Annotated in this window: 20 protein-coding genes; 1 reads left to right on the plus strand and 19 read right to left on the minus strand. The window is 38.7% G+C overall.

Features of this window, described 5'->3' with window-relative positions; translation table 11 throughout:
• Nucleotides 1-7 precede the first annotated feature (7 nt).
• From BM098_RS00970 to BM098_RS01055, 18 genes are all read right to left on the minus strand, one after another.
• Nucleotides 8-568, minus strand: coding sequence for a hypothetical protein (locus BM098_RS00970; RefSeq protein ID WP_089829450.1), 561 nt, complete (start codon nucleotides 566-568; stop codon nucleotides 8-10).
• Between the two features lie 159 nt (nucleotides 569-727).
• Nucleotides 728-2,002, minus strand: a complete 1,275-nt coding sequence (icd, locus tag BM098_RS00975) for an NADP-dependent isocitrate dehydrogenase (protein ID WP_089829452.1) — start codon at nucleotides 2,000-2,002, stop codon at nucleotides 728-730.
• A 39-nt stretch (nucleotides 2,003-2,041) separates the two neighbouring features.
• Nucleotides 2,042-3,157, minus strand: a complete 1,116-nt coding sequence (citZ, locus tag BM098_RS00980) for a citrate synthase (protein WP_089829453.1) — start codon at nucleotides 3,155-3,157, stop codon at nucleotides 2,042-2,044.
• Between the two features lie 22 nt (nucleotides 3,158-3,179).
• Complete coding sequence (locus BM098_RS00985) at nucleotides 3,180-3,650, minus strand: DUF441 domain-containing protein (RefSeq protein WP_089829455.1); 471 nt, start codon at nucleotides 3,648-3,650, stop codon at nucleotides 3,180-3,182.
• A gap of 219 nt (nucleotides 3,651-3,869) precedes the next feature.
• A complete protein-coding gene (locus BM098_RS00990) occupies nucleotides 3,870-4,265 on the minus strand; it encodes an FxsA family protein (protein WP_089829457.1) in 396 nt (131 codons plus the stop codon).
• 163 nt (nucleotides 4,266-4,428) lie between these two features.
• Nucleotides 4,429-6,192, minus strand: a complete 1,764-nt coding sequence (gene pyk / locus BM098_RS00995; protein WP_089829459.1) for a pyruvate kinase — start codon at nucleotides 6,190-6,192, stop codon at nucleotides 4,429-4,431.
• Nucleotides 6,193-6,239: 47 nt separating this feature from the next.
• Entirely contained in the window at nucleotides 6,240-7,199 is a 960-nt protein-coding gene (gene pfkA, locus BM098_RS01000) for a 6-phosphofructokinase (protein ID WP_089829461.1), read from the minus strand.
• 209 nt (nucleotides 7,200-7,408) lie between these two features.
• Nucleotides 7,409-8,362: an acetyl-CoA carboxylase carboxyltransferase subunit alpha gene (locus BM098_RS01005; protein WP_089829463.1), complete on the minus strand. Its 954-nt coding sequence runs from the start codon at nucleotides 8,360-8,362 to the stop codon at nucleotides 7,409-7,411.
• Nucleotides 8,359-9,225, minus strand: a complete 867-nt coding sequence (gene accD, locus BM098_RS01010) for an acetyl-CoA carboxylase, carboxyltransferase subunit beta (protein WP_089829465.1) — start codon at nucleotides 9,223-9,225, stop codon at nucleotides 8,359-8,361. Before accD ends, BM098_RS01005 begins: the two co-directional genes overlap by 4 nt.
• A 14-nt stretch (nucleotides 9,226-9,239) precedes the next feature.
• Nucleotides 9,240-9,818: a FadR/GntR family transcriptional regulator gene (locus BM098_RS01015; protein ID WP_234987367.1), complete on the minus strand. Its 579-nt coding sequence runs from the start codon at nucleotides 9,816-9,818 to the stop codon at nucleotides 9,240-9,242.
• Complete coding sequence (locus BM098_RS01020) at nucleotides 9,805-10,998, minus strand: NAD(P)-dependent malic enzyme (RefSeq protein WP_089829469.1); 1,194 nt, start codon at nucleotides 10,996-10,998, stop codon at nucleotides 9,805-9,807. Before BM098_RS01020 ends, BM098_RS01015 begins: the two co-directional genes overlap by 14 nt.
• Before the next feature lie 192 nt (nucleotides 10,999-11,190).
• The gene (locus BM098_RS01025; protein ID WP_089829471.1) at nucleotides 11,191-14,478 is read right to left on the minus strand and encodes a DNA polymerase III subunit alpha; all 3,288 of its coding nucleotides are present in this window, start codon (nucleotides 14,476-14,478) and stop codon (nucleotides 11,191-11,193) included.
• Nucleotides 14,479-14,768: 290 nt separating this feature from the next.
• Nucleotides 14,769-15,200: a hypothetical protein gene (locus tag BM098_RS01030; protein WP_089829473.1), complete on the minus strand. Its 432-nt coding sequence runs from the start codon at nucleotides 15,198-15,200 to the stop codon at nucleotides 14,769-14,771.
• 68 nt (nucleotides 15,201-15,268) lie between these two features.
• The gene (locus tag BM098_RS01035) at nucleotides 15,269-15,454 is read right to left on the minus strand and encodes a hypothetical protein (RefSeq protein WP_089829475.1); all 186 of its coding nucleotides are present in this window, start codon (nucleotides 15,452-15,454) and stop codon (nucleotides 15,269-15,271) included.
• Nucleotides 15,455-15,613: 159 nt separating this feature from the next.
• Nucleotides 15,614-16,714 carry a hypothetical protein gene (locus tag BM098_RS01040; protein WP_089829477.1) on the minus strand — a complete coding sequence of 367 codons (1,101 nt, stop codon included), beginning with the start codon at nucleotides 16,712-16,714 and terminating at the stop codon, nucleotides 15,614-15,616.
• Nucleotides 16,715-16,913: 199 nt separating this feature from the next.
• Nucleotides 16,914-17,516 carry a DUF1349 domain-containing protein gene (locus BM098_RS01045; protein WP_089829479.1) on the minus strand — a complete coding sequence of 201 codons (603 nt, stop codon included), beginning with the start codon at nucleotides 17,514-17,516 and terminating at the stop codon, nucleotides 16,914-16,916.
• A 179-nt stretch (nucleotides 17,517-17,695) separates the two neighbouring features.
• The gene (locus BM098_RS01050) at nucleotides 17,696-18,649 is read right to left on the minus strand and encodes a DHH family phosphoesterase (protein ID WP_089829482.1); all 954 of its coding nucleotides are present in this window, start codon (nucleotides 18,647-18,649) and stop codon (nucleotides 17,696-17,698) included.
• A 12-nt stretch (nucleotides 18,650-18,661) separates the two neighbouring features.
• Nucleotides 18,662-19,975 (minus strand): DRTGG domain-containing protein, encoded by a 1,314-nt coding sequence (locus BM098_RS01055; RefSeq protein WP_089829484.1) that lies wholly within the window; start codon nucleotides 19,973-19,975, stop codon nucleotides 18,662-18,664.
• A 176-nt stretch (nucleotides 19,976-20,151) separates the two neighbouring features.
• On the opposite strand from BM098_RS01055, the gene BM098_RS01060 reads away from it, so the two are divergent.
• Complete coding sequence (locus BM098_RS01060; RefSeq protein ID WP_089829485.1) at nucleotides 20,152-20,613, plus strand: universal stress protein; 462 nt, start codon at nucleotides 20,152-20,154, stop codon at nucleotides 20,611-20,613.
• Nucleotides 20,614-20,703: 90 nt separating this feature from the next.
• Here BM098_RS01060 and BM098_RS01065 read toward each other — a convergent pair whose 3' ends face one another.
• Entirely contained in the window at nucleotides 20,704-21,891 is a 1,188-nt protein-coding gene (locus tag BM098_RS01065) for an acetate kinase (RefSeq protein WP_089829520.1), read from the minus strand.
• Nucleotides 21,892-21,907: the final 16 nt, after the last annotated feature.

Consider the following 21,907-nt stretch of genomic DNA (forward strand, 5'->3'; position numbering starts at 1 on the left):
GGTAACATTATTGGTTTAGGAATACCTCTTCTTTATGTGTTTGAAGCTCTTTTAACATCGATTGATAAGCACTTGTTTGAAGCTCTTTTGTTGTATCTTGATATGATTCAGCAATCGCCACCGTTTTTGTTTCGTCTTTTAACACAGCAAACCCTTCAATATAAGCTTGATTTTCCGCTTCTGGGACGTCACTATATAGGAGATTTTCTAGATAAAAAGTCATCACTTCTTTTTTCGGATCCACAAAAAAGTTAAACACACCATTTTCACGAAGCATCTGACTGTATTTATCTTCAGAAATGACATCAAAATGTTCCTCCGTAAACAGATATGCATCCACATTGTCCCTATTAATTTCATTTAACGCCACAGTCTGAAATGTTACGTCCGCTTCTTCAAGATCAAAGTCCGGTAAACTATTATCTGATAATACACCAATTATTAACGGTACACCTTCATAGCGCAATGCCACTTGATTGTCACCCTTCGCTCCATTAGTTAATACAGCAAATGATGCGATCCCAGTAAGTACGATGATTGCCATGATACCTATCCATTTTTTGCTCACCCCAACCCCTCCTAGTTATATGGTTGATTATAATTAATATTATCATCATTGTAACACATTAAAACATAAATTACAAAAAAAGGTTTTTGTATCACCCTATTAATTTTAACCTAAAAAAAGCGTACAACGACAATCGCCGTCATACGCTTCATTAGAATATTATTTACCCATGTTGCTAATAAGAGCATCTGCAAATTCACTTGTTTTCACTTCTGTTGCACCGTCCATAAGACGTGCAAAGTCATAAGTCACAACTTTAGAACCAATTGTATGATCCATTGATTTTGTAATCAAATCAGCCGCTTCAGTCCAACCTAAGTGTTCAAGCATTAATACACCTGAGAGGATAACAGATGACGGATTCACTTTATCGAGTCCAGCATATTTAGGTGCCGTTCCGTGTGTTGCTTCAAAAATCGCATGGCCTGTTTCATAGTTAATGTTTGCCCCTGGAGCAATACCAATACCACCAACTTGAGCTGCAAGCGCATCTGAAATGTAGTCACCATTTAAGTTCATCGTCGCAACCACGTCAAATTCTTTAGGACGTGTAAGAATCTGTTGTAAGAAGATATCTGCAATCGCATCTTTAACAATAATTTTACCTGCTGCTTCAGCGTCGCTCTGTGCTTGGTCAGCGGCTTCTTTACCTTCAGTTTCAACGATTTTATCATACGTTGCCCACGTAAAGACTTGGTCTTTAAATTCTGTCTCAGCTAATTCATAACCCCAGTTCTTAAAGGCACCTTCAGTGAACTTCATAATGTTGCCTTTATGCACGATCGTAACACTTTTGCGTCCTTCTTTGATTGCATAATCAATCGCGGCACGCACGATTCGTTTCGTTCCTTCTTCAGATACTGGTTTCACACCAATACCAGATGTTTCTGGGAAGCGAATATTCGTAACACCCATTTCATTTTGTAAGAAGTCGATGACTTTCTTTACTTCATCAGAACCTTTAGCCCATTCAATTCCAGCATAAATATCTTCTGTGTTTTCACGGAAGATGACCATGTCTGTGTCTTCTGGACGTTTAACAGGTGAGGGTACCCCAGCAAAATAACGAACCGGACGTAAACAGGTAAACAAATCTAGTTTCTGACGCAATGCGACATTTAATGAACGAATCCCACCACCGATTGGAGTTGTAAGTGGACCTTTGATTGCAATTTTATATTCACGAATGGCATCAAGAGTGGCTTCTGGTAACCATTCTCCTGTTTTATTGAAAGCTTTTTCACCTGCGAGTACTTCTTTCCAGACAATTGATTTTTCACCATGATAGGCTTTGTTTACAGCTGCCTGAAGAACGCGACTTGCGGCATTCCAAATATCAGGACCTGTTCCGTCGCCTTCAATAAATGGAATAATAGCATGATTGGGCGTGATTACTTTCCCTTGTTCTACGGTAATTTTTTCACCTTGTGTCATTTAGATTTCCTCCTTGAGTTATATATAGGTAAACGTTAATTAACGTTTATTCACTGGTTTAAAGGTTTGATTTTCTAGGCCAACGTATTCTGCCCGCGGACGTATGAGTCGATTGTTGGCATACTGTTCCAGCATGTGAGCAATCCATCCAGACGTTCGACTCATTGCGAAAATCGGGGTAAATAAATCATGTGGAATGCCTAAGGCATGATACATAGACGCTGAATAAAAGTCGACATTTGCTGGTAAGCCTTTTGTTTCTTTTACATAGTTTTCGATTTTTTCTGATATTTCATACCACTGTGACATGTCTTTTTGTTTTGTAATTTCTTTTGACATTTCTTTTAAATGTTTCGCTCGCGGATCGCCTTCTTTATAAACTCGGTGTCCCATTCCCATAATCTTTTCCTTATTCGCTATTTTTGCTTTCACATAAGGAATTGCCGCATCTGTTGTTTCAATTTCCATGAGCATTTTAATCACTTGTTCATTGGCTCCACCATGCAGCGGCCCCTTTAATGCACTGATAGCAGCGGTCAAGCCGGAGTAAAGATCTGATAAAGTCGCCACACAGACGCGTGCTGTGAATGTTGACGCATTGAGCTCATGATCAGCATGAAGGATAAGGGCTTTATTGAACGCTTTGCTCTCAAGCGAATTAACATCCTTTCCGTGTAACATATATAAGAAATTTTCGGCATAACTTAATTCTTGTTTAGGTTCAATAAGTGCTAAGCCGTTCCTAAACCGATGAAATGCCGTAATGATCATCGCTATTTTTGCTTGTAAGCGGATTGCTCGGTCAATATTAGAATCTCGATCTTCATGATCATGTTCGGAATCATAAAGACTGAGCATTGAAACAGCTGTTCTAAGTACATCCATGGGGTGCGCGTTTTCTATGTGCATATGTTTTAACTGTTCAATAAATGATGGGCTAAGTGTCATTTCATCAAACAATTGGGCCTTAAATTTATGTAGCGCATCTTCATTAGGCAGTTGTTTATACCATAAAAGGTAAACAACTTCTTCAAATGATGCTTGTTCAGCAAGGTCATCAATACTGTAACCAACATAACTTAATTTTCCTTTTTCAATTGATGTAATATCTGTTTGTGCAACAATGATACCTTCTAAACCTTTTGACGTTGACATCCTTCTTCCTCCTTTTTGTTATTTAAAATAACTTTATAACGTGATCAACGATATTCATTATCATATAAGCAATTCCCGCACCGATAAGCGGACCAACAGCAACTCCTTGTAAGAAAACAACTGCCAAGATTGTTCCCATTACTAATGCTGTTGTTAAATGCGGATCATTTGCAAGTAAATCGAGTCCCCCACGGGCGACCATCGACACAAACAAACCTGCACCTAATGCAATCCATCCATAATAATTTTTCACACTTTCTAATAGTTCAGAAAATCCAATTTCTCCTGTCGCAATTGGAATCAAAACTGAAAGAGTAATAATCGTCACACCTATGCTCATCCCTCGTTCTTGAATGATAGGAAATAGTTTCGTATCTAGTTTAAATAACTGTATGCCTAAAAGGACATAGACAGAAATAATAATCGCTTGGTTTTTACCAAAATAACCAAGCAGGAGTAAGATAATTAAAAATAATGTGGACTGATTAAACATAGCTTTCCAAACCACTCCCTGTTCACCATTTGTTCTTAATTAGTATCAAACGATAACATAATCAGATACATTCACTGAATAATCTTAACATAAATAGCATAAAAAATATAGTCATCTGGTGCTGATTTAAGCAAATATAGCGAAATATCAGAATCTTTTTCAAGTAAATATTCACTTTTTATACGATGTAGCTAGGAGGTCTCCCCCCTAGATGCATCGTTAAAAACGGCGATAAGTAATGACTTGGCCATTTCTCACCATTTGTTCAATTTGACGTTTTAGTAATTGTTTTAACGGTCCTCTGGAAAAAGGTAATAACAAACTAAAACCGATGGTATCTGTAATAAAACCTGGCGTTAATAAAAGTAAGCCACCAACTAAAATACAAATCCCGTCAAAGATTTGTTCACCAGGCATTTCACTGCGCTGCATTCTTTCATTGGCTTGTTGCAAGGTCTCTGCCCCTTGTTGCTTAGCTAATACGGCTCCTATAAATCCTGTCAGTAAAATAAAGCCAAAGACAGACCAACCACCAACCAATGAACCGGCCCATAAAATCACGGCTAGTTCAAGCGCTGGCATAATCAAAATCGTCAGTATGATCCACTTCCACATAATATCCCCTCACTTGTCTGTTAAACGTACTTCTGTCGTTCTTAAATAGCATACTTTTTGTTTTTATGAACTAACGCATTTATTCATAAAGTGAAAAAAGAAACAGAAAAGAAGAGACCGAAGTCTCTTCTTATTATAACAAATCTAGAGATGGTTTGGCGAATTAAAGGATGCTGGCGCGACCTGCGTAAATATCACCTTTTTTAGCATCGATGGTAATTTCTTTACCTTCTTCGATGACATCCATTGCATTATCAACGCCAACAATGATAGGAATAGAAAGATCAAGACCCACAACAGCTGCGTGTGAAGTTAATCCACCTTCAACTGTAATGACACCACTTGCTTTTTCAAGTGCTGGCATCATATCTTTATCTGTACCTAAAGTAATTAAGACATCGCCTACTTTTACTTTTTCATTTGCTTCTTCTGCATTTCTCGCAAAAACAGCACGACCGATTGTTGAACCTTTACCAATACCTTGGCCACTTGTTAGTACATCACCAATAACGTGAACTTTCATCATGTTTGTTGTACCACGTTCACCGACAGGGACACCTGCAGTGATAATGACACGGTCACCACGATAGAATTTTTCAGTTTCAAGACCACGCTCAATCGCTAAGTCAAGCACTTCGTCTGTTGTATAAGCAAATTCACCTGTAATGGCACTTACACCCCAAGATAAAGCTAATCGTCGGCTTACTTTTTCATCAAATGTTACCGCAACGATAGGTGCTTTTGGACGGTATTTTGAAATCATACGTGCTGTTTGACCACTGTTTGTTGGAGTCAGAATTGCATCTACGTCAAGGTTCATTGCTGTATGGTTAACAGATTGACTAATTGCATCTGTCATTGTCATTTCGCTCGTTTTAGATCGACGATCTAAAATGGCTTTATGATCAAGTACTGATTCTGTTTTAAGCGCAATACGGTGCATGGTTTGAACTGCTTCTACAGGATAATCCCCGGCAGCTGTTTCACCAGAAAGCATAATTGCATCTGTACCATCAAAGATTGCGTTCGCAACGTCTGATGCTTCAGCACGTGTTGGACGTGGGTTACGCTGCATTGAGTCTAACATTTGTGTTGCTGTAATGACTGGTTTACCTGCATTGTTACATTTTTGGATCATATCTTTTTGTACAACCGGTACATCTTCAGGTGGGATTTCAACACCTAAATCACCACGAGCAACCATTAAACCGTCAGCCACTTGAAGAATCGCATCTAAGTTATCGACACCTTCTTGGTTTTCAATTTTAGGGATGATGTGGATGTCTTTACCACCATTGTTATCTAGGTGCTCACGAATCATTAAAACATCAGATGCGCGACGAATAAATGAAGCCGCAACAAAATCAACGCCTTGTTCAACACCAAATAGAATATCTTTTGCATCTTTATCTGTCATACCTGGTAAGTTAACACTTACGTTAGGTACGTTTACACCTTTTTTGTTTTTAAGTAAACCTGAGTTTAATGCTTTTGTTTTAAGTTCATTTTGATCTTTAAGAATCTCAACAACTTCAAGTTCAATCAGACCATCATCAAGTAAAATTTTAGAACCTACATGAACATCATTGATTAATTCAGGATATGTTACCGCAAATTTATCTGATGTTCCAAGGAAAGATTCATCCATTGTAATATTGATATGTTGGTTTTTAACAATATCAACTTGACCGTCTGTCATCGTACCTGTACGAATTTCTGGTCCTTTAGTATCTAAAAGAATAGCGACTGTCTTACCTAGTTTTGCCGCTGCCTCGCGAATATTTTTAATACGAGCACCATGCTCTTCAAAGTCACCATGTGAAAAATTTAAACGGGCAACGTTCATTCCTGCTTCGATTAACTGCTCTAATTTCTCAGTTGATTCTGAAGCTGGTCCAATTGTACATACAATTTTAGTTCTTCTCATTTGATAAATTCCTCCTTGAATTTGTAACAACACATTTATCTATTATATTAAATAGATATTTCACTCATTAATTGGTAAATTGACATGTCCAAGCTATGCTTTTGTTTTAAAGCCTCGATAATATCGTGGTGAACAAGTTCATTTTTTTGAATACCTACCATACGGCCACCTTGGCCTTCTAGTAGTAAATCAACTGCTTTTCCACCTAAACGACTTGCAAGTACACGATCAGCACCTGTCGGGCGTCCGCCACGTTGGATATGACCTAACACGGTCACGCGCGTTTCAAAACTTGTCGCTGATTCAATCTTCTTACCATAATCAAAACCATTACCAACACCCTCAGCAAGGATAATGATACTGTGTTTCTTACCACGTTCCGATCCGCGTTTAAGTCGGTCTACGACGTTTTCAAATGGTTCGTGCTTTTCTGGGATAATAACTGATTCGGCACCGTTGGCTAGACCTGCCCACAAAGCTAAATCCCCTGCATCACGCCCCATAACCTCAATGACATAGGTACGTTCATGTGATGTTGCCGTATCTCTGATCTTATCAACCGCTTCAATAATTGTATTAAGCGCCGTATCAAAACCGATGGTATAATCCGTTCCTGCGATGTCATTATCAATGGTACCAGGAATACCGATACATGGGAAACCTTTGGCTGTAAGTTTCGCTGCACCCTGGAATGATCCGTCTCCACCGATAACGATAAGACCTTCAATACCAAATTTCTTTAATTGTTCAATCCCTTTATTCTGTCCTTCATCCGTTTTAAATTCTTCAGAACGTGCAGAATAAAGCATCGTACCACCACGTTGAATGATATCGCCGACTGAACCTACGTTTAACTGTTCGATTTTACCTTCCATCAGACCTTGATACCCATTATAGATACCAAAAACCTCCATGTCGTGGTAAATTGCTTTACGAACAACAGCACGAATAGCTGCGTTCATACCTGGAGCATCGCCCCCACTAGTTAAAACTCCAATTCTTTTCATACTTTCACCTCAATTAGCTTCTTTCTCTTTTAAAACTCACTCATTATAACATACATCATGCATGAATGTAATTTCATCTATGATTATACATGAAAGCAGTCAAAATCTCACCCCTTAATCAAGAGATTTAGGGGTGTTTTTCAAGATTATTTCATATTTTTACGAAGTTTTTAGCTTTTTTCATGCGTTTTGCCTGACAATAAGCTGAACTATTCGGTTATTTCTCCTATTTTTTTATATTTCTCCCACCTTATATTCGGTAAGCTCTGCCGATCAATAGTCGTTAAATAATTAAATGATTTTTCGATATACGTATCAACATAAGCCACTTGCATGTCAAAATCACGATGCGCCCCGCCTTTTACTTCCGGAATAATCTCATCAATGATACCTAACGCTTTTAAATCTTTGGCTGTGATTTTTAAAGATTTAGCTGCTTCCTCTGCTTTTGTTGCATCTTTCCACAATATACTTGCCGCACCTTCTGGTGAAATCACCGAATACATCGCATTTTCTAACATATGTACATGATCAGCAAGACCAATCCCTAAGGCACCGCCACTTCCTCCTTCACCAATGACAACCGCAATAATTGGTACGGTTAAATGAGCCATTTCCATTAAATTACGCGCAATGGCTTCCCCTTGTCCGCGCTCTTCGGCACCCTTTCCAGGGTGTGCTCCCTTTGTATCAATAAAACAAATAATCGGTCGGTTAAATTTTTCTGCTAGCTTCATCTGTCTAATGGCTTTACGGTAACCTTCTGGATGCGGACTCGCAAAGTTACGGTGAAGATTCTCTTTGGTGTTTTTTCCACGTTGCTGGGCCACAACAGTCACCGGCACTTCTTTATATTTCGCAATTCCAGTAATAATGGCCGGGTCATCACGATAGAGTCGATCACCATGTAATTCAATAAAATTAGTGAATAATTTCTCAATATAATCCAGTGACGTTGGTCGTTCAGGGTGTCTGGCAACCTGAATCCGGTCCCAGATTGATAGATGATCATAAATCTCTTGTTCTAGTCGTTTTAGACGTTGTTCCATCGTATTGATTTCATCATCTAATGTCAGGTTATTTTCTTCGGCCATGTTTTTTAATTCGTGTATCTTTTCTTTTAATTCAATAATTGGTTTTTCAAAAGAGAGTACTTGCTTCATAACTCGTCACGTCCTTTCGGTTGATGTAAATCAAGGACGGTCGTTAACAGTGCTTTTAATTCATGACGATGGACAACTTTATCTACTTGTCCATGTTTCAGTTGGAATTCAGCTGTTTGAAAATCATCCGGTAATTTTTCGCGAATCGTTTGTTCAATGATACGTCTACCTGCAAAGCCAATCAAAGCTTTTGGTTCAGCAAAATGATAGTCTCCAATCGAGGCAAAGCTAGCAGTAACACCACCGGTTGTTGGGTGGGTAAATACATTGATGAGACAACCCCCACTGCGATTAAACCGGTCAACAGCTATGGACGTTTTCGCCATCTGCATTAAACTGATCATGCCTTCTTGCATTCTCGCCCCACCTGACGCTGTAAAAATAATCATCGGTAATTGTTCTACGCGTGCATTTTCCAGCGCACGGGCGATTTTTTCACCAACAACAGCACCCATACTTGCCATTCTAAAAAATGGATCCATAACGACGATGGCTGTTTCATAGCCATTAATCGTTCCTTTTCCTGTCACAACCGCATCTTTTAGTCCAGTCTTGGCTTGGTCTTTCTTTAACTTTTCTTGATATTCTGGGAACTTTAGTGGGTCAGTTGTTTCCATTGACGGATCCCATTCAGTAAAGCTGTCTTCATCGATTAACGCTTTAATTCGCTCATAGGCTGTTAAGCGGTGATGCGTCCCGCAATTGGGGCACACTTTTAATTGTTGTGACCATTCTTTCTCATAATATATTTTACCGCAAGACCCGCACTTTTCGACAAGGCCTTCGGGTATTTCTTGTTTTGCTTTTTCTGTTGGAATTGACGCATACTTTTTCTTTTTATAAAAAATACTTTTAAACTGCATCAGCTATTCCCCCCTTATTCTTCCGTCGTTTGAACACCAAACGACTGGAATAAATCTTTAACTTTGCGTATATGTTGTTTATCCTCAATTGATAAATAAAAGGCATAGAGTAAATACCAAATCTTTTCTAACAACTGATTATCAATTACTGAAAGAATCACTTCAAACGTTGCTTTATAGCCACGCTTTTTCCAATAATCGTAACCGTGGCCCGACCACTTACTTTGAATATATGCGCTACCACGGATATGACCTAAGTCAATAATCACATCTTCAATCATAACGAGCGTATCATCGACATTATCTTTTGTTTCTCGGTCTTGAAAGATAAAGCCGGCGAGTAATGACAAAGTCTGATAAGACTGGTAGGGGCGTAAAAACGTCCCGTCTCCTTGCCTTGTTTCAATCAATCCCAGTAATTCAATCGCTCTCAGTCCTTCACGAATCGTTGACCGACTCAAATGCAACTCTTCAGCCATTTCACGTTCAGACGGGAGTTTATCACCCGGTTTTAATTGATCAATCTGAATATAATCCTTTATTTTTTCAAGTACATTTTGATAGGCTTTTGTATTTGAATTAGATCTTGTCAACATGCTCACCTTGACTGACGCCACTTTTAATCGCTGCTTCACTAACAGCCTTTGCAACTGCTTCAGCTACTTGTTCATCAAAAGGGTCAGGAATAACATAATCTTCATCTAATTCCGTCGCTGAAATAATCCCGGCAATCGCATGAACTGCGGCTACTTTCATCTCTTCATTGATATCTGTTGCCCTCACACTGAGGGCCCCTTTAAATATCCCCGGAAAGGCAAGGACGTTATTGACTTGATTAGGATAATCACTGCGTCCAGTTCCAATAACACGAGCACCAGCCTGTTTTGCCCGTTCAGGTGTGATTTCTGGGTCTGGGTTGGCCATCGCAAAAATGATTGGGTCACGCTTCATCGATTGAATCATCGCTTCGTCGACCAAATCTTTTAGTGAAACGCCAATAAAGACATCCGCATCTTTCATAACCGAACGCAAGTCACCTGTTTCGTTCGACTTATTTGTATAAGCTAATATCGCTTGTTTTTCAGCATTCATCCCGTTGCCTCGTCCTTTGTAGATAGCGCCTTTTGAATCACAAAGAACCATATCTTTAACGCCAAAGTAATGAAGTAATTTTACAATTGCAATACCCGCAGCACCGGCACCGTTAATGACCACTTTAATCTCAGTAAATGATTTATCAACAAGACGTAACGCATTAACTAAGCCAGCTAACGTGACAATGGCGGTCCCGTGTTGATCGTCGTGGAAAACAGGGATATTTAATCGTTCTTTTAGTGTTTGTTCAATATAAAAGCATTCAGGCGCTTTAATGTCTTCTAAATTAATGCCACCGAAAGTTGGCGCCAATAACTCGACCGTGCGGATAACTTCATCCGGGTCTTTTGTATCTAAACAAATGGGAAAAGCATCGACATCAGCAAAATTCTTGAATAAGACAGCTTTTCCTTCCATCACCGGTAACGACGCTTGCGCTCCGATCGAACCTAAACCAAGAACCGCTGTCCCGTTGGTGACGACACCAACCATATTTGATTTCATCGTATACCTGTAGGCTGCTTTCTCATCACGTTCAATTTCAAGACACGGCTCAGCCACTCCAGGTGAATAGGCTAAACTTAAATCATATTTATCATTAATCGCCACTTTTGACTGTATTGTGAGTTTACCTTGGTTAGCTTCATGCATCTGTAAAGCTTCTTTTTTTAATGTCATCTATTCATACCCACCCTTTACCTACAATTTATTATCTACTGGTCTGACCACTCTAAAAACTATCTTACACTAAATTAGTACCTAGTGTAAACAACAACCCAATGAATTCGGAAAATATCAAACTTTCTTACGATATACAATAAAAAACCGTTAGGATCATGGCCAACTAACCATAATCCCAACGGCTCTCCGTTAACGACTAATTGTCTTTTGTTTAACATTCTCTGCTCCAAACAGCTGCTCCAACTGTTTTTTCACTGCATAGTCCGTCTCTAAATAGTATTCAGGTCTTAATTTAAACACTTGTTGTGTCTCTTTTTGATACAACATAACCGGTGTATCGCCAGGATATTTTGCTACCACTGGCTTTAATTTATTTAACACTTGTTGTTCGCTCATATTGATGATTTGAATGAAGTAGGCTTGTTTATTCATTTCCTCTATTTTAATATCTTCGAAATCAAATGGTTGTACGTTTTCAATAATACCTTGTTTTTTTCCTTGTCGTTCTTCTAGTTTCGCTCGGATTAAAACAAAGGCATCCTCAACTAAAGTATGTTTATATGACCGAAACTGTTCAGGAAATATCACCATCTCAAATGTTGCATCTTCATCTGTCAATTGAATAAAAGCCATTGATTCGCCGCGTTTGGTACGAATCACGCGTACCGCTTCAACGAAGGCAACCGTTTGATAGGATTGTTTTACTAAGGCTACTTCCATTAAAAAAGTCAGACTGACACAGCCGCCTTGTCTGATCGCTTTACGATAATGTGCGAGTGGATGTGTCGATACATACATGCCGACAAGTTCTTTTTCAAAACTTAACTTTTCCATAACTGGCATCGGTTCAGTGTCTGGATAGCGCTCTTCCATTTGATAAAACCCATCTAACCAGTCAATATCACCCTGGATATCACCAAACAGCGTACCATTCTCAATTGCTGCATCTATCGATTGTAATAGGGCCCCGCGTTCAATTTCAAAAATATCAAATGTACCAGCAAGAACAAGGGTTTCAATATCTTTACGTTTCACAACGTCAAGCGGGATGCGTAAACAAAAGTCATACAGACTCTGAAACGGGGCTTGGCGACGCTCTTTGACAATCGCATCAATCACCGGATAGCTTAAACCTTTAATCGCTTTTAATCCCATCCGAATGCCCGCTTTTTCAGAGGTAAACAGGTGCAAGCTTTGATTAATATTAGGTGCCAGCATCTTGATCCCAGCACGTTTTATTTCATGGCTGTACTGCACCATTTTATCATTTGATCCGTAAGCGTCATTTAATAAAGCAGTATAAAAACTTTTCGAAAAGTGTGCTTTTAAATAGGCAAGCTGATACGAAATTAAACTATAACTCACCGCGTGACTGCGGTTGAAACCATAATTAGCAAAGTTTAAAACCCACGAAAAGACCTCGTTAATGACCGCTTCGTCATAGCCTTTTTTAACACACCCAGCTGTAAATGTCGCTTTAGCATTTTCAATTGCCGAGCGGTTCTTCTTACTGACCGCCCGGCGTAAAAGATCGGCTTCACCAAAGCTTAATCCCGCAAATTGATTGGCCACCCGCATGATTTGTTCTTGATATATCAGAACACCATAGGTGTCACGGAGAATCGGCTCTAAGTCGGGATGTAAATAGCTGACGGTTTCTTTTTGTTCTTTTCGCTTGATATACGTGTCAATGAACGCCATCGGACCGGGACGGTACAAGGCATTCACCGCCACAATATCTTCAAATCGGGTCGGCTTTAACTTCGCAAGTGTTTCTTGCATTCCTTTTGATTCTAATTGAAAAATTCCGAGTGTGCGTCCCTTTTGTAGTAACTGATACGTCAGTTGATCATCTAACACAAGTTGATCCATCGTAAATTCGGGCAAGACTTTTTTCCTTATATCTTTTACGATGTGTTCAATAATCGTTAAATTCTTTAGCCCGAGAAAGTCAATCTTTAATAAGCCAATTGACTCTAAATCCGTCATGTTGTACTGCGTAAGCAAATGGGCATCATTATCATGTGTCAGTGGTGTATGCTTGGTTAATCGGTCATGATAAATAACCACACCAGCAGCATGCGTCGACAAGTTTCTTGGTAGGTCTTCAATGACTCGGGCAACTTTAAAGAACGACTTTAATTCATCTGATTGCTTAATATAGTCCAGTAAGTCTGGTGACTCTTTTACGGCACGGGTAAGGGTGAGCGACGGATCATGTGGTAATAATTTTAAGATATAATTAAACGTATCATCCGCTAAACCGAATACTTTTGCCAGTTCACGTATCGTTGAACGGACTTTAAAGGTGCCAAACGTACCAATCTGAGCGACGTGTTCGCGCCCGTATTTTTGTTTGACGTAAGCAATGACTTTATCACGTCCATAATCGGAAAAATCAATATCTATATCTGGCATCGATACCCGCTCAGGGTTAAGAAACCGTTCAAATAGTAAATCATAATGAAGCGGATCTACTTGTGTAATATCAAGTAAATAACTGATAATTGATCCCGCCGCTGATCCCCGTCCTGGCCCCACCATAATCTGTTCTTTACGGGCATAACGAATAAAGTCTGATACGATTAAGAAGTAGTCACTGTAGCCCATCTTGTTTATGACACTGAGCTCATACTGCATTCTTTCTGTTGCCACACGATTATCCCCGTATTTATGTTTAAGTGCTTCTTCACATAGCTTAGTCAAGTACCGATGCGGCGATATATTCTCAGGAAGTGGGAATTTAGGTAACAGCCGTTCTTTAGGTGGCATGACGACATCACAGTCCTCCGTAAAGCGTCTCGTTCGCTCTCGCAATACTTTTGGGATACGCGAGGTCAGTTCATCCGCAGTTAAAAAGTGATGCCCTCCATCTTCCGCTTGATTTTGTTTCTTTTTATCCATCTGGCGTAAATAGTGATAAGCTTCTTTATCAGCCGGGCGTAAATACGTCACATTTGATAGCCAGACAGTCTGGTTATGTTCTATCAATGTAGCATTGCGACTATCACTGAGACTCACACCCACATGCGTATCAACCGGCCAGTCAGCTAAAAACTTATTTAGGTCATCTGCTTCTAACTGAGACTTATCAAAGACCGTTCTTATGACAGAAACAGGGACGATCATTTTAATATCGCCTTGATAAGCTTGTAGTGTGCGAGGTGTGACAGCCGCTTCACTCGTTTCAACCGCTGAACTTAATGCAAGTAACGCCTGGTAGCCGTGATAGTTTTTACTATAGACCATCACCTCTTCGTCACGACCTTCGATCTCGATAGATAGTGATAAACCTATAACAGGTTTTATCTGATGTGTCTGACACAGTTGATAAAATTGATAAGCACCGAAGAGCACGTGATCGTCAGTTAATACGAGCGTATCTAATTGATGCTCTTTTGCGAAGGCTAGATAGTCATTAAATTTGATTGTACTCTTCATAAAACTATAGCCACTTCTGACGCGTAAATGGGTCACTTTTTCTTCACCTCCACGAAACGTATGTTCTTCTTTTTATTTTAGCGTAAAAGCTAATTTCAAGCAACGCTTGAAACTTTCGATTTCTATATTTATCTTTCTAGTGTAGCATATTTTTCCGTTTATCCGCTCGTCTAAAACAAAAAGCAAATCTTAACAGAAAAATTAAAAACACCCGCCTTACAGGGCACTAAATTCTTCTTTTTTTAAAATAAAACAAAAAAACGATTAAGATCTTCTCTCAACCGTCTTTTTGTCACACCTATTCTATTATTCATTCTTAGCCTCACTTACTCTTCTTTTAAGATGTCTTTAAGGACAATATCACGGTCAAATGCGACTTCTTCTCCGTCTTTATCATACATAATCGTAACAGTTATCACGTCATCTTGATCAAGCGTGACATGATCAATGAACGTATCGCCAAAATCATCAGCAACGTCTAGCACATCTAATGATAGTACCCAGTCATAGATATTTTCATTTTTGTACGATAACGTAATAGAAACCCGGTTGATTGGTTCATCAAATAAGCGTTCAATAGAATATGTCCCCGGTAAATAGAGTGTATCATCGGCATTGACAAGTGTTAAGTTATTCATTTGAATGTCATGCGCATGCACATCCGTTTGATAGACGTGCAGTTGTTGTTGATGGTTTGAGTAGATCAAAGCACCAATCGTCACGACAAAAATAACAACCAATAGATAAAACTTTTTCATAAAAAACCTCCCTAGTTTTCTAATTATCATATAAATTACGATATAACGTAATTTAGCTAAAAACATTTTTATTTTTTTGTTATTTTTGTAGAATTTAATATCCAAAAAATAACTGTAAAAAAGAGAATTATAAGTATCTTTTTTACATCTATTTTTACATCAATAATCAGGGTGTAAAACACAACAACTTCAAAAAAAATGATTGCACTACTCATTTGATTTTCATTAAATAATTTACTAGTTAATCTTTCCATTCTATTTTCAATCTCCTTATAAGAATTCATATGGCTAATCAAGAATTTAAAATACGAATGCTATAGGTGAACTTGCCATTAACCAAGCCTCTTCTTTATAAGTATCTTTACTCATATATATCCACGTCTCATATATAAATTATCAATGCCTTTCAAAAATTAATACTGTTCTAAATACTTCGTAACAGCTAAAGCCGCTTGGTCTGTGTCAGCTATTTCTCCTAATGGGGTTGCTGAATTTTGCGCCACGTGAATCACCAAATTTTTGTAGCTTAAGATCATCGATTCTGAATGAACGAGGTCTTCATTGATGTCATACCCTGAGCTGATGTTATAAGCGATGAGATCATTTCCTATATGTGAATCGGTATAAGCGATTGTGATGATTAACAGGCGCGAGCTGTCTTCATTTTCGTAAAAATACCTTTCTTGTGTCGGCTCTATCGGCGCATCAAAGTCACCGCTTCTTGTAAGCCATTCCCGCTTACCAAAACTAAGATTTTGATTAACTCTAATAGCCGTAGGAATGTCCGCTGATGTATCTTTAAAGACATAACCATCAATGTTAAGGTCATCTTGTACTCGTTCAGTCAGCGTTTGATACATTTGATAACTTAACATATCATCATTCGTTTGCGTTTGTTCATAGGGTTCTGTTACTTCAAGCGGAACAAATTCCGTTTCATTAGATGCATAGGCTATTTGTAGGTAAAGCATATCCTTCATTTGATTCAGTTGTTCTAATTCTCTTCTTGATAGTGCGTCAGTACTTTTTATCAAAACGGCGCGGTTAACGGTGGCGCTTTGATCAGGTTCAAGTATAAAAAAGTCCTCTCCCGTTCCAAATGAGAGGGGTACCTCAGCATAATCGTTCAATGCTTCATCCACATAGACACGGTAGCCTAATTCTATTGGTTCTGACGTTGTATTTCTCACTGTCACTTCATACATCAAATAATCATACTGATCACGCTTCGCTTGACTATTGTTTTCATTATCAGGAATATCAGTAATCACACTCGGTTCAAAAGTAATGTCAAGTGATTCACTCGTATTCACTTCCCGATTCAACCGACTTTTTATATCTGCTGCTGTATAAACCTTACCATTTTCACTATACGGCATATCTGATGTTTGATTACTTAGCCAAAAACTGATCCCCAAGCCAATCACAACAACCAACAAGATACCGCTTACAACAAAACGTTTAATGATAACCCTCCTATTTTCTAACACACTTATTCGTTCAAGTATTAACATACCTTACCCTTTTATTATACAACCTTTTTTTGTTAATTAAACCATAAAATAAACAAAAAGAGTCATCAAGGCTTTTTAATACCAAAATTTCTCAAGTTTTATAACACTTTGCATTCTCTAACAGAGGCATTTACTCCATTCTAATTTCGAATGCGTTCCCCAAAAATAACGAATGATCGTCATACTTCTGGATGAATACTTAATCAGGTTGTTGCCCTGAATGTGCCGGCCACTGACACGCGGTCATTTCCATATTTGTGAATGTTGATTTAAAGGTAGAATCTTCTGGGCTACAGGCATAAATGCCGAACTTTATACTATCTTGAGCATTAAACATATGACAGATTCTCATCTGTTGAAAAGTTTCACCATCAACCGAACACTCGATGCAAAAATCATCTTCTCTGCGACTCAAGCGGTACCACATTGATTTAATAGTCGCTGGAATTTCTGTCGTTGCCCAATCAGAGTAACCATTGTTTGTGACGACACTTCCTAAATGTTGAAAATGCTCGTTCTCATACTCAATCGACCCTTTAATCCAGTTATCACTATCAAGATATACAACAACGCCACATTGATCAAAACGATGTTTACTATCAAAGTCAGTCTTCACAATGAATGAAAAAAACTTTTCCTCTGTTTCCATCTGTAGAACCGGCGCATTATCATTTCTGAAATGATAATACGTTCTTTGCCATAAGTCTGTATGTGGGTCGGTTGTAATTTCTACTTTGTCTTCGATAATGACAGAATTATTTGGTTCACGGGTCCATTCTAACTTTTTGACATCTAATTTCATAACAACGACTCCTTTTTTCGCTTTAAGCAAGTATTTCTTAGTACGCTATGACATTTTTTCATAACAGTATTGATTCAATGAGAATCAATATACCCCTAAATGCCCTTCATGTTCATTTTACTGCGCTGAGGTGCATTGACATAAAACTCTTTCGAATAAGAAAAAGAGCAGTCATTTAACTACTCTTCTTCACTTTTTTTATAAGCTCGACAGATGTCTTTTAAATCATTAACGAGTTGGTCCGCTTCTTCCCACGACTTCACTTTCGCACCTGAAGCGAGCGGGTGACCACCACCGTTATATTGAGCAGCTAATGTATTAATATGCGGTCCTTTAGAACGAAGACGCACACGGATTTGGTTGGGTTCTTCTACAAAAATCACCCAAGCTTTAATCCCTAACACATCACCATATGTCCCGACTAAGACACTTGTCTCTTCTGGTGTAACACCATATGTCGCTAACACGTTTTCTGTTAACTTCGCTGAGGTGACACCTTCTTCAGACAAGTTCAAATGGTCTAATAAGTAACCTTTTAACTTGGCAACTGCTGGTTTGGTTTCATAAAGCTGATTATATAGATTTGACCGATTGAAATTAAACCGTACAAGTTCAGCAGCGACATAGAGTGTTTGTGCTGTTGTACTTGGATATAAGAACCGGCCCGTATCACCAATAATACCGGCATACATAAGTCTAGCTGCTTCATCGGTAACGGTTAATTTTTTCTTTCCAGTTGTTGCTAGTAAATAAATCATTTCTGATGTTGAGCTCATTGATGGATCAGCCCAAGAAATATCACCATATAGATCCACTTCTGGGTGATGATCAATTTTAATCAGAGTTTGACCTAACGTATAGCGGTCATCATCAATTCTAGGTGTGTTGGCCGTGTCACAAACAATAACGAGCGCTTCCTTATAGTCTTCATCTGTCACACTATCCATTTCGCCTAAAAAAGCGAGTGATGGTTCTGAGTATCCGGTCACTTTTACCGTTTTATCTTTGTAGGTCGCTTCAATAAGTTTTTTTAACCCGACTTGTGATCCTAACGCATCCGGGTCTGGACGTTCGTGACGATGTAGAATGATTGTCTCGGCCGCTTCAATCGCTTCAATAATGTGATCAATCATATTACTTTCCTCCTAGTATCGGTCAATCAATTGACCAATTAAAATGGCTTTGCCTACAATTTCTTTTTCATGATACAATTCAATATCAATTTTCACAGACTTGCGTCCCATTTCTAAAATTTTTGGATGAACGGTAACCACATTATCAATTTGAACTGGCTTGATAAAGTAAATAGAGATATTTTCAGCAACGAGGTCTCCCTTTTTCATATTGGTCAATAACCGACTAGAGACTTCGGTAATAAAGGAGACAAAGACACCATTTGATAACGTTCCTAACGCATTGGTCATTTGCGGCGTGACTTTAGATGAAAAGATAAGTTCTGATCCGTCTTTTTCAACCGAAAGTTCGCTTGTGATAATGTCATCAATCGTCTCACCAACTTGCGGTTGGCGATTTACATGTTGGAGCGCTTTTAACACGTCTTGTCTTGAAATTAATCCGATCAAACGATGATTTCCATCTTCTACCGGAACAATTTCAATTCCTTCCCATACCATCATATGTGCCGCATAAGCTAGCGACGTTTCTTTTAATACGGTAATAGGATTTTTCGTCATCACTTTTTCAACCGGTATATCGTTCGCTTTTCCAATAATATCTTTTGATGTCACAATACCAACCACACGCATCTGGTCATCAACGACCGGGTAACGCGAGTGGGTTGTTTGATCCTTTAAGTGATACCACTTTTGGAGTGGGTCGTTACGATGCAAGTAATGTGTTTTTTCATATGGCGTATAAATATCACCGACTAAAACAATTTCTTTTTTGATTAATTGATCATAAATTGCTCGGTTAATCATCGCTGCTACTGTAAACGTATCATAGCTCGTTGAAATAATCGGTAAATCAAGCTCATCAGCTAGACGTTTGATCGACTCATCGGTATCAAATCCACCGGTGATTAACACAGCTGCTCCTTCTTCAAGCGCTAAACGGTGGGCTTCCACACGATTACCAATAATCAGTAGGGAATCTTTCTCCAAATAACGCAACATCGCGTCTGTTTTCATCGCACCGATGACAAATTTATGTAACGTCTTATATAAACCCTCACGTCCACCTAACACTTGGCCATCAACAATGCCAATAATTTCAGCGTAAGTTAAATGTTCAAAGTTTTCTTTTTTCTTTTGTTCAATACGAATCGTTCCAACGCGTTCAATCGTACTAACTAACCCGCGATTTTCTGCTTCTTTAATAGCCCGGTAAGCGGTACCTTCACTAACATTTAGATCTTTAGCAATTTGTCTAACTGAAATTTTATTTCCAATTATTAAAGATTCAATATGATTTAATATCTGTTCATGTTTTGTTGCCAAGGTGTTGCACCTACTTTCTAAACTGTACTATTATCTTTAATCACAGTGTTATTATACAGTTCTTAAGTCATGAATGCAATGAACCAAAATGTTAAATTTAAAATATACCAGTTGAGATGTTTAAAGGTAATCGATTAGGGAATAGGTCAGTATATAAAAGTATAGGAGTGATAGATATGCTAGCAGAAGAATATAAACGAATTGTGATTGCGGTTGATGGGTCGCAAGCGTCCTTAAAAGCATTTAAAAAAGCAGTTCAAGTTGCTAAACGTAATGATGGAGATTTGATTATTGCCCATGTTGTTGATACAAAAACCATCTCAACAGCTGAAACCTATGATCAATCAATGATTAATCGTTCCGAATCCTATGCATCAAAATTATTAAATGACTATAAACAACAAGCAGAATCTGCTGGTGTTAGAAAAGTAGAAACCCACATTGATTACGGTTCTCCAAAAGTTCGTATTCCAAAATACGTCGCTAAATCATTTAATGCCGACCTCATCATGTGTGGGGCAACTGGTTTAAATGCGGTTGAACGTTTTCTTATAGGGAGCGTGTCTGAAAATATTGTTCGTTATGCGCCATGTGATGTTCTCGTTGTTAGAACGGATGATGAGGTTGATGACGAATAACGCGTTAGTAAAGTGATGACAAATAAATAAAGAGGCGCAACTCATATGAGTTGCGCCTCTTTTTTATAACATGATTGAATTAATATTGTCTTAAAAAGCTAAACGTTGAACGTCGCGTGCAATCATCACTTCTTCATTCGTAGGAATGACAATGACTTTCACTGGTGAGTGTGGGTAATTAACAAATGTTTCTTTACCACGCACATCATTACGCGCAGGATCCCAGTAAACGCCCATGAATTCTAGTCCTTCTAAGACGCGTTCTCGAACAGCTTTACTGTTTTCACCGATACCAGCTGTAAAGATAATCGCATCAACACCATGCATTTTTGATGCATATGAACCGATGTATTGGTGGATACGACCTGCAAAGATTTTAAGTGCTAATTCAGCACGTTCATCACCTTCAGCAGCGCGGCCTTCGATATCACGTAAATCGCTTGAGAAACCAGATAAAGCAAGCATACCACTTTCTTTATTTAGTACGTGAAGGACTTCGTTCACATCTTTACCTGTTTTGTCCATGATGTATGGAACTAAGGCAGGGTCAAGACTTCCTGAACGCGTTCCCATTGTGACACCCTCAAGTGGTGTAAAGCCCATTGTTGTATCAATTGATTTGCCATTTTGAATTGCGGCAACACTCGCACCATTACCAATGTGACAAGCAATAAGACGTAGCTTATCCAATGGCTCACCTAGTAATTCAGCTGCGCGCTCCGATACATACTTGTGGCTTGTGCCGTGGAAACCATATTTACGGATACCAAATTGCTCATAGTACTCGTATGGTAAGCTGTACAAGTATGACTCTGGCGGCATTGATTGGTGGAAGGCTGTGTCAAATACAGCAACTGCCGGTACATTTGGTAAGAGTTCTTTAAATGCACGAATACCCGTTAAGTTAGCTGGATTGTGTAATGGTGCAAGCTCTGAAACTTTTTCAATTTCTGCAATGACATCATCATTTACTACGACTGAATCACTAAAACGTTCGCCGCCGTGTACGACACGGTGACCGATTCCTTCAATTTCATCAAGTGATTTAATCACACCTGATGCTTGAAGACGCTCAAGTAATATTTCAACTGCTTTTCCGTGGTTAGGAATTTCTGTTGTTAGTTCGTCTTCAACGTCACCATATTCTAATTTGAATACAGCTTGGTCAAGTCCAATACGTTCTACTAAACCTTTGGCGATTTCTGTTTCTTCTGGCATTTCAATCAATTGAAACTTAAGTGATGAACTGCCGGCGTTGATTGCTAATACTTTAGTCAAGATCATTCAATCCTTT

Source organism: Halolactibacillus halophilus (genome assembly GCF_900115605.1).
Taxonomy (GTDB): Bacteria; Bacillota; Bacilli; order Bacillales; family Amphibacillaceae; genus Halolactibacillus; species Halolactibacillus halophilus.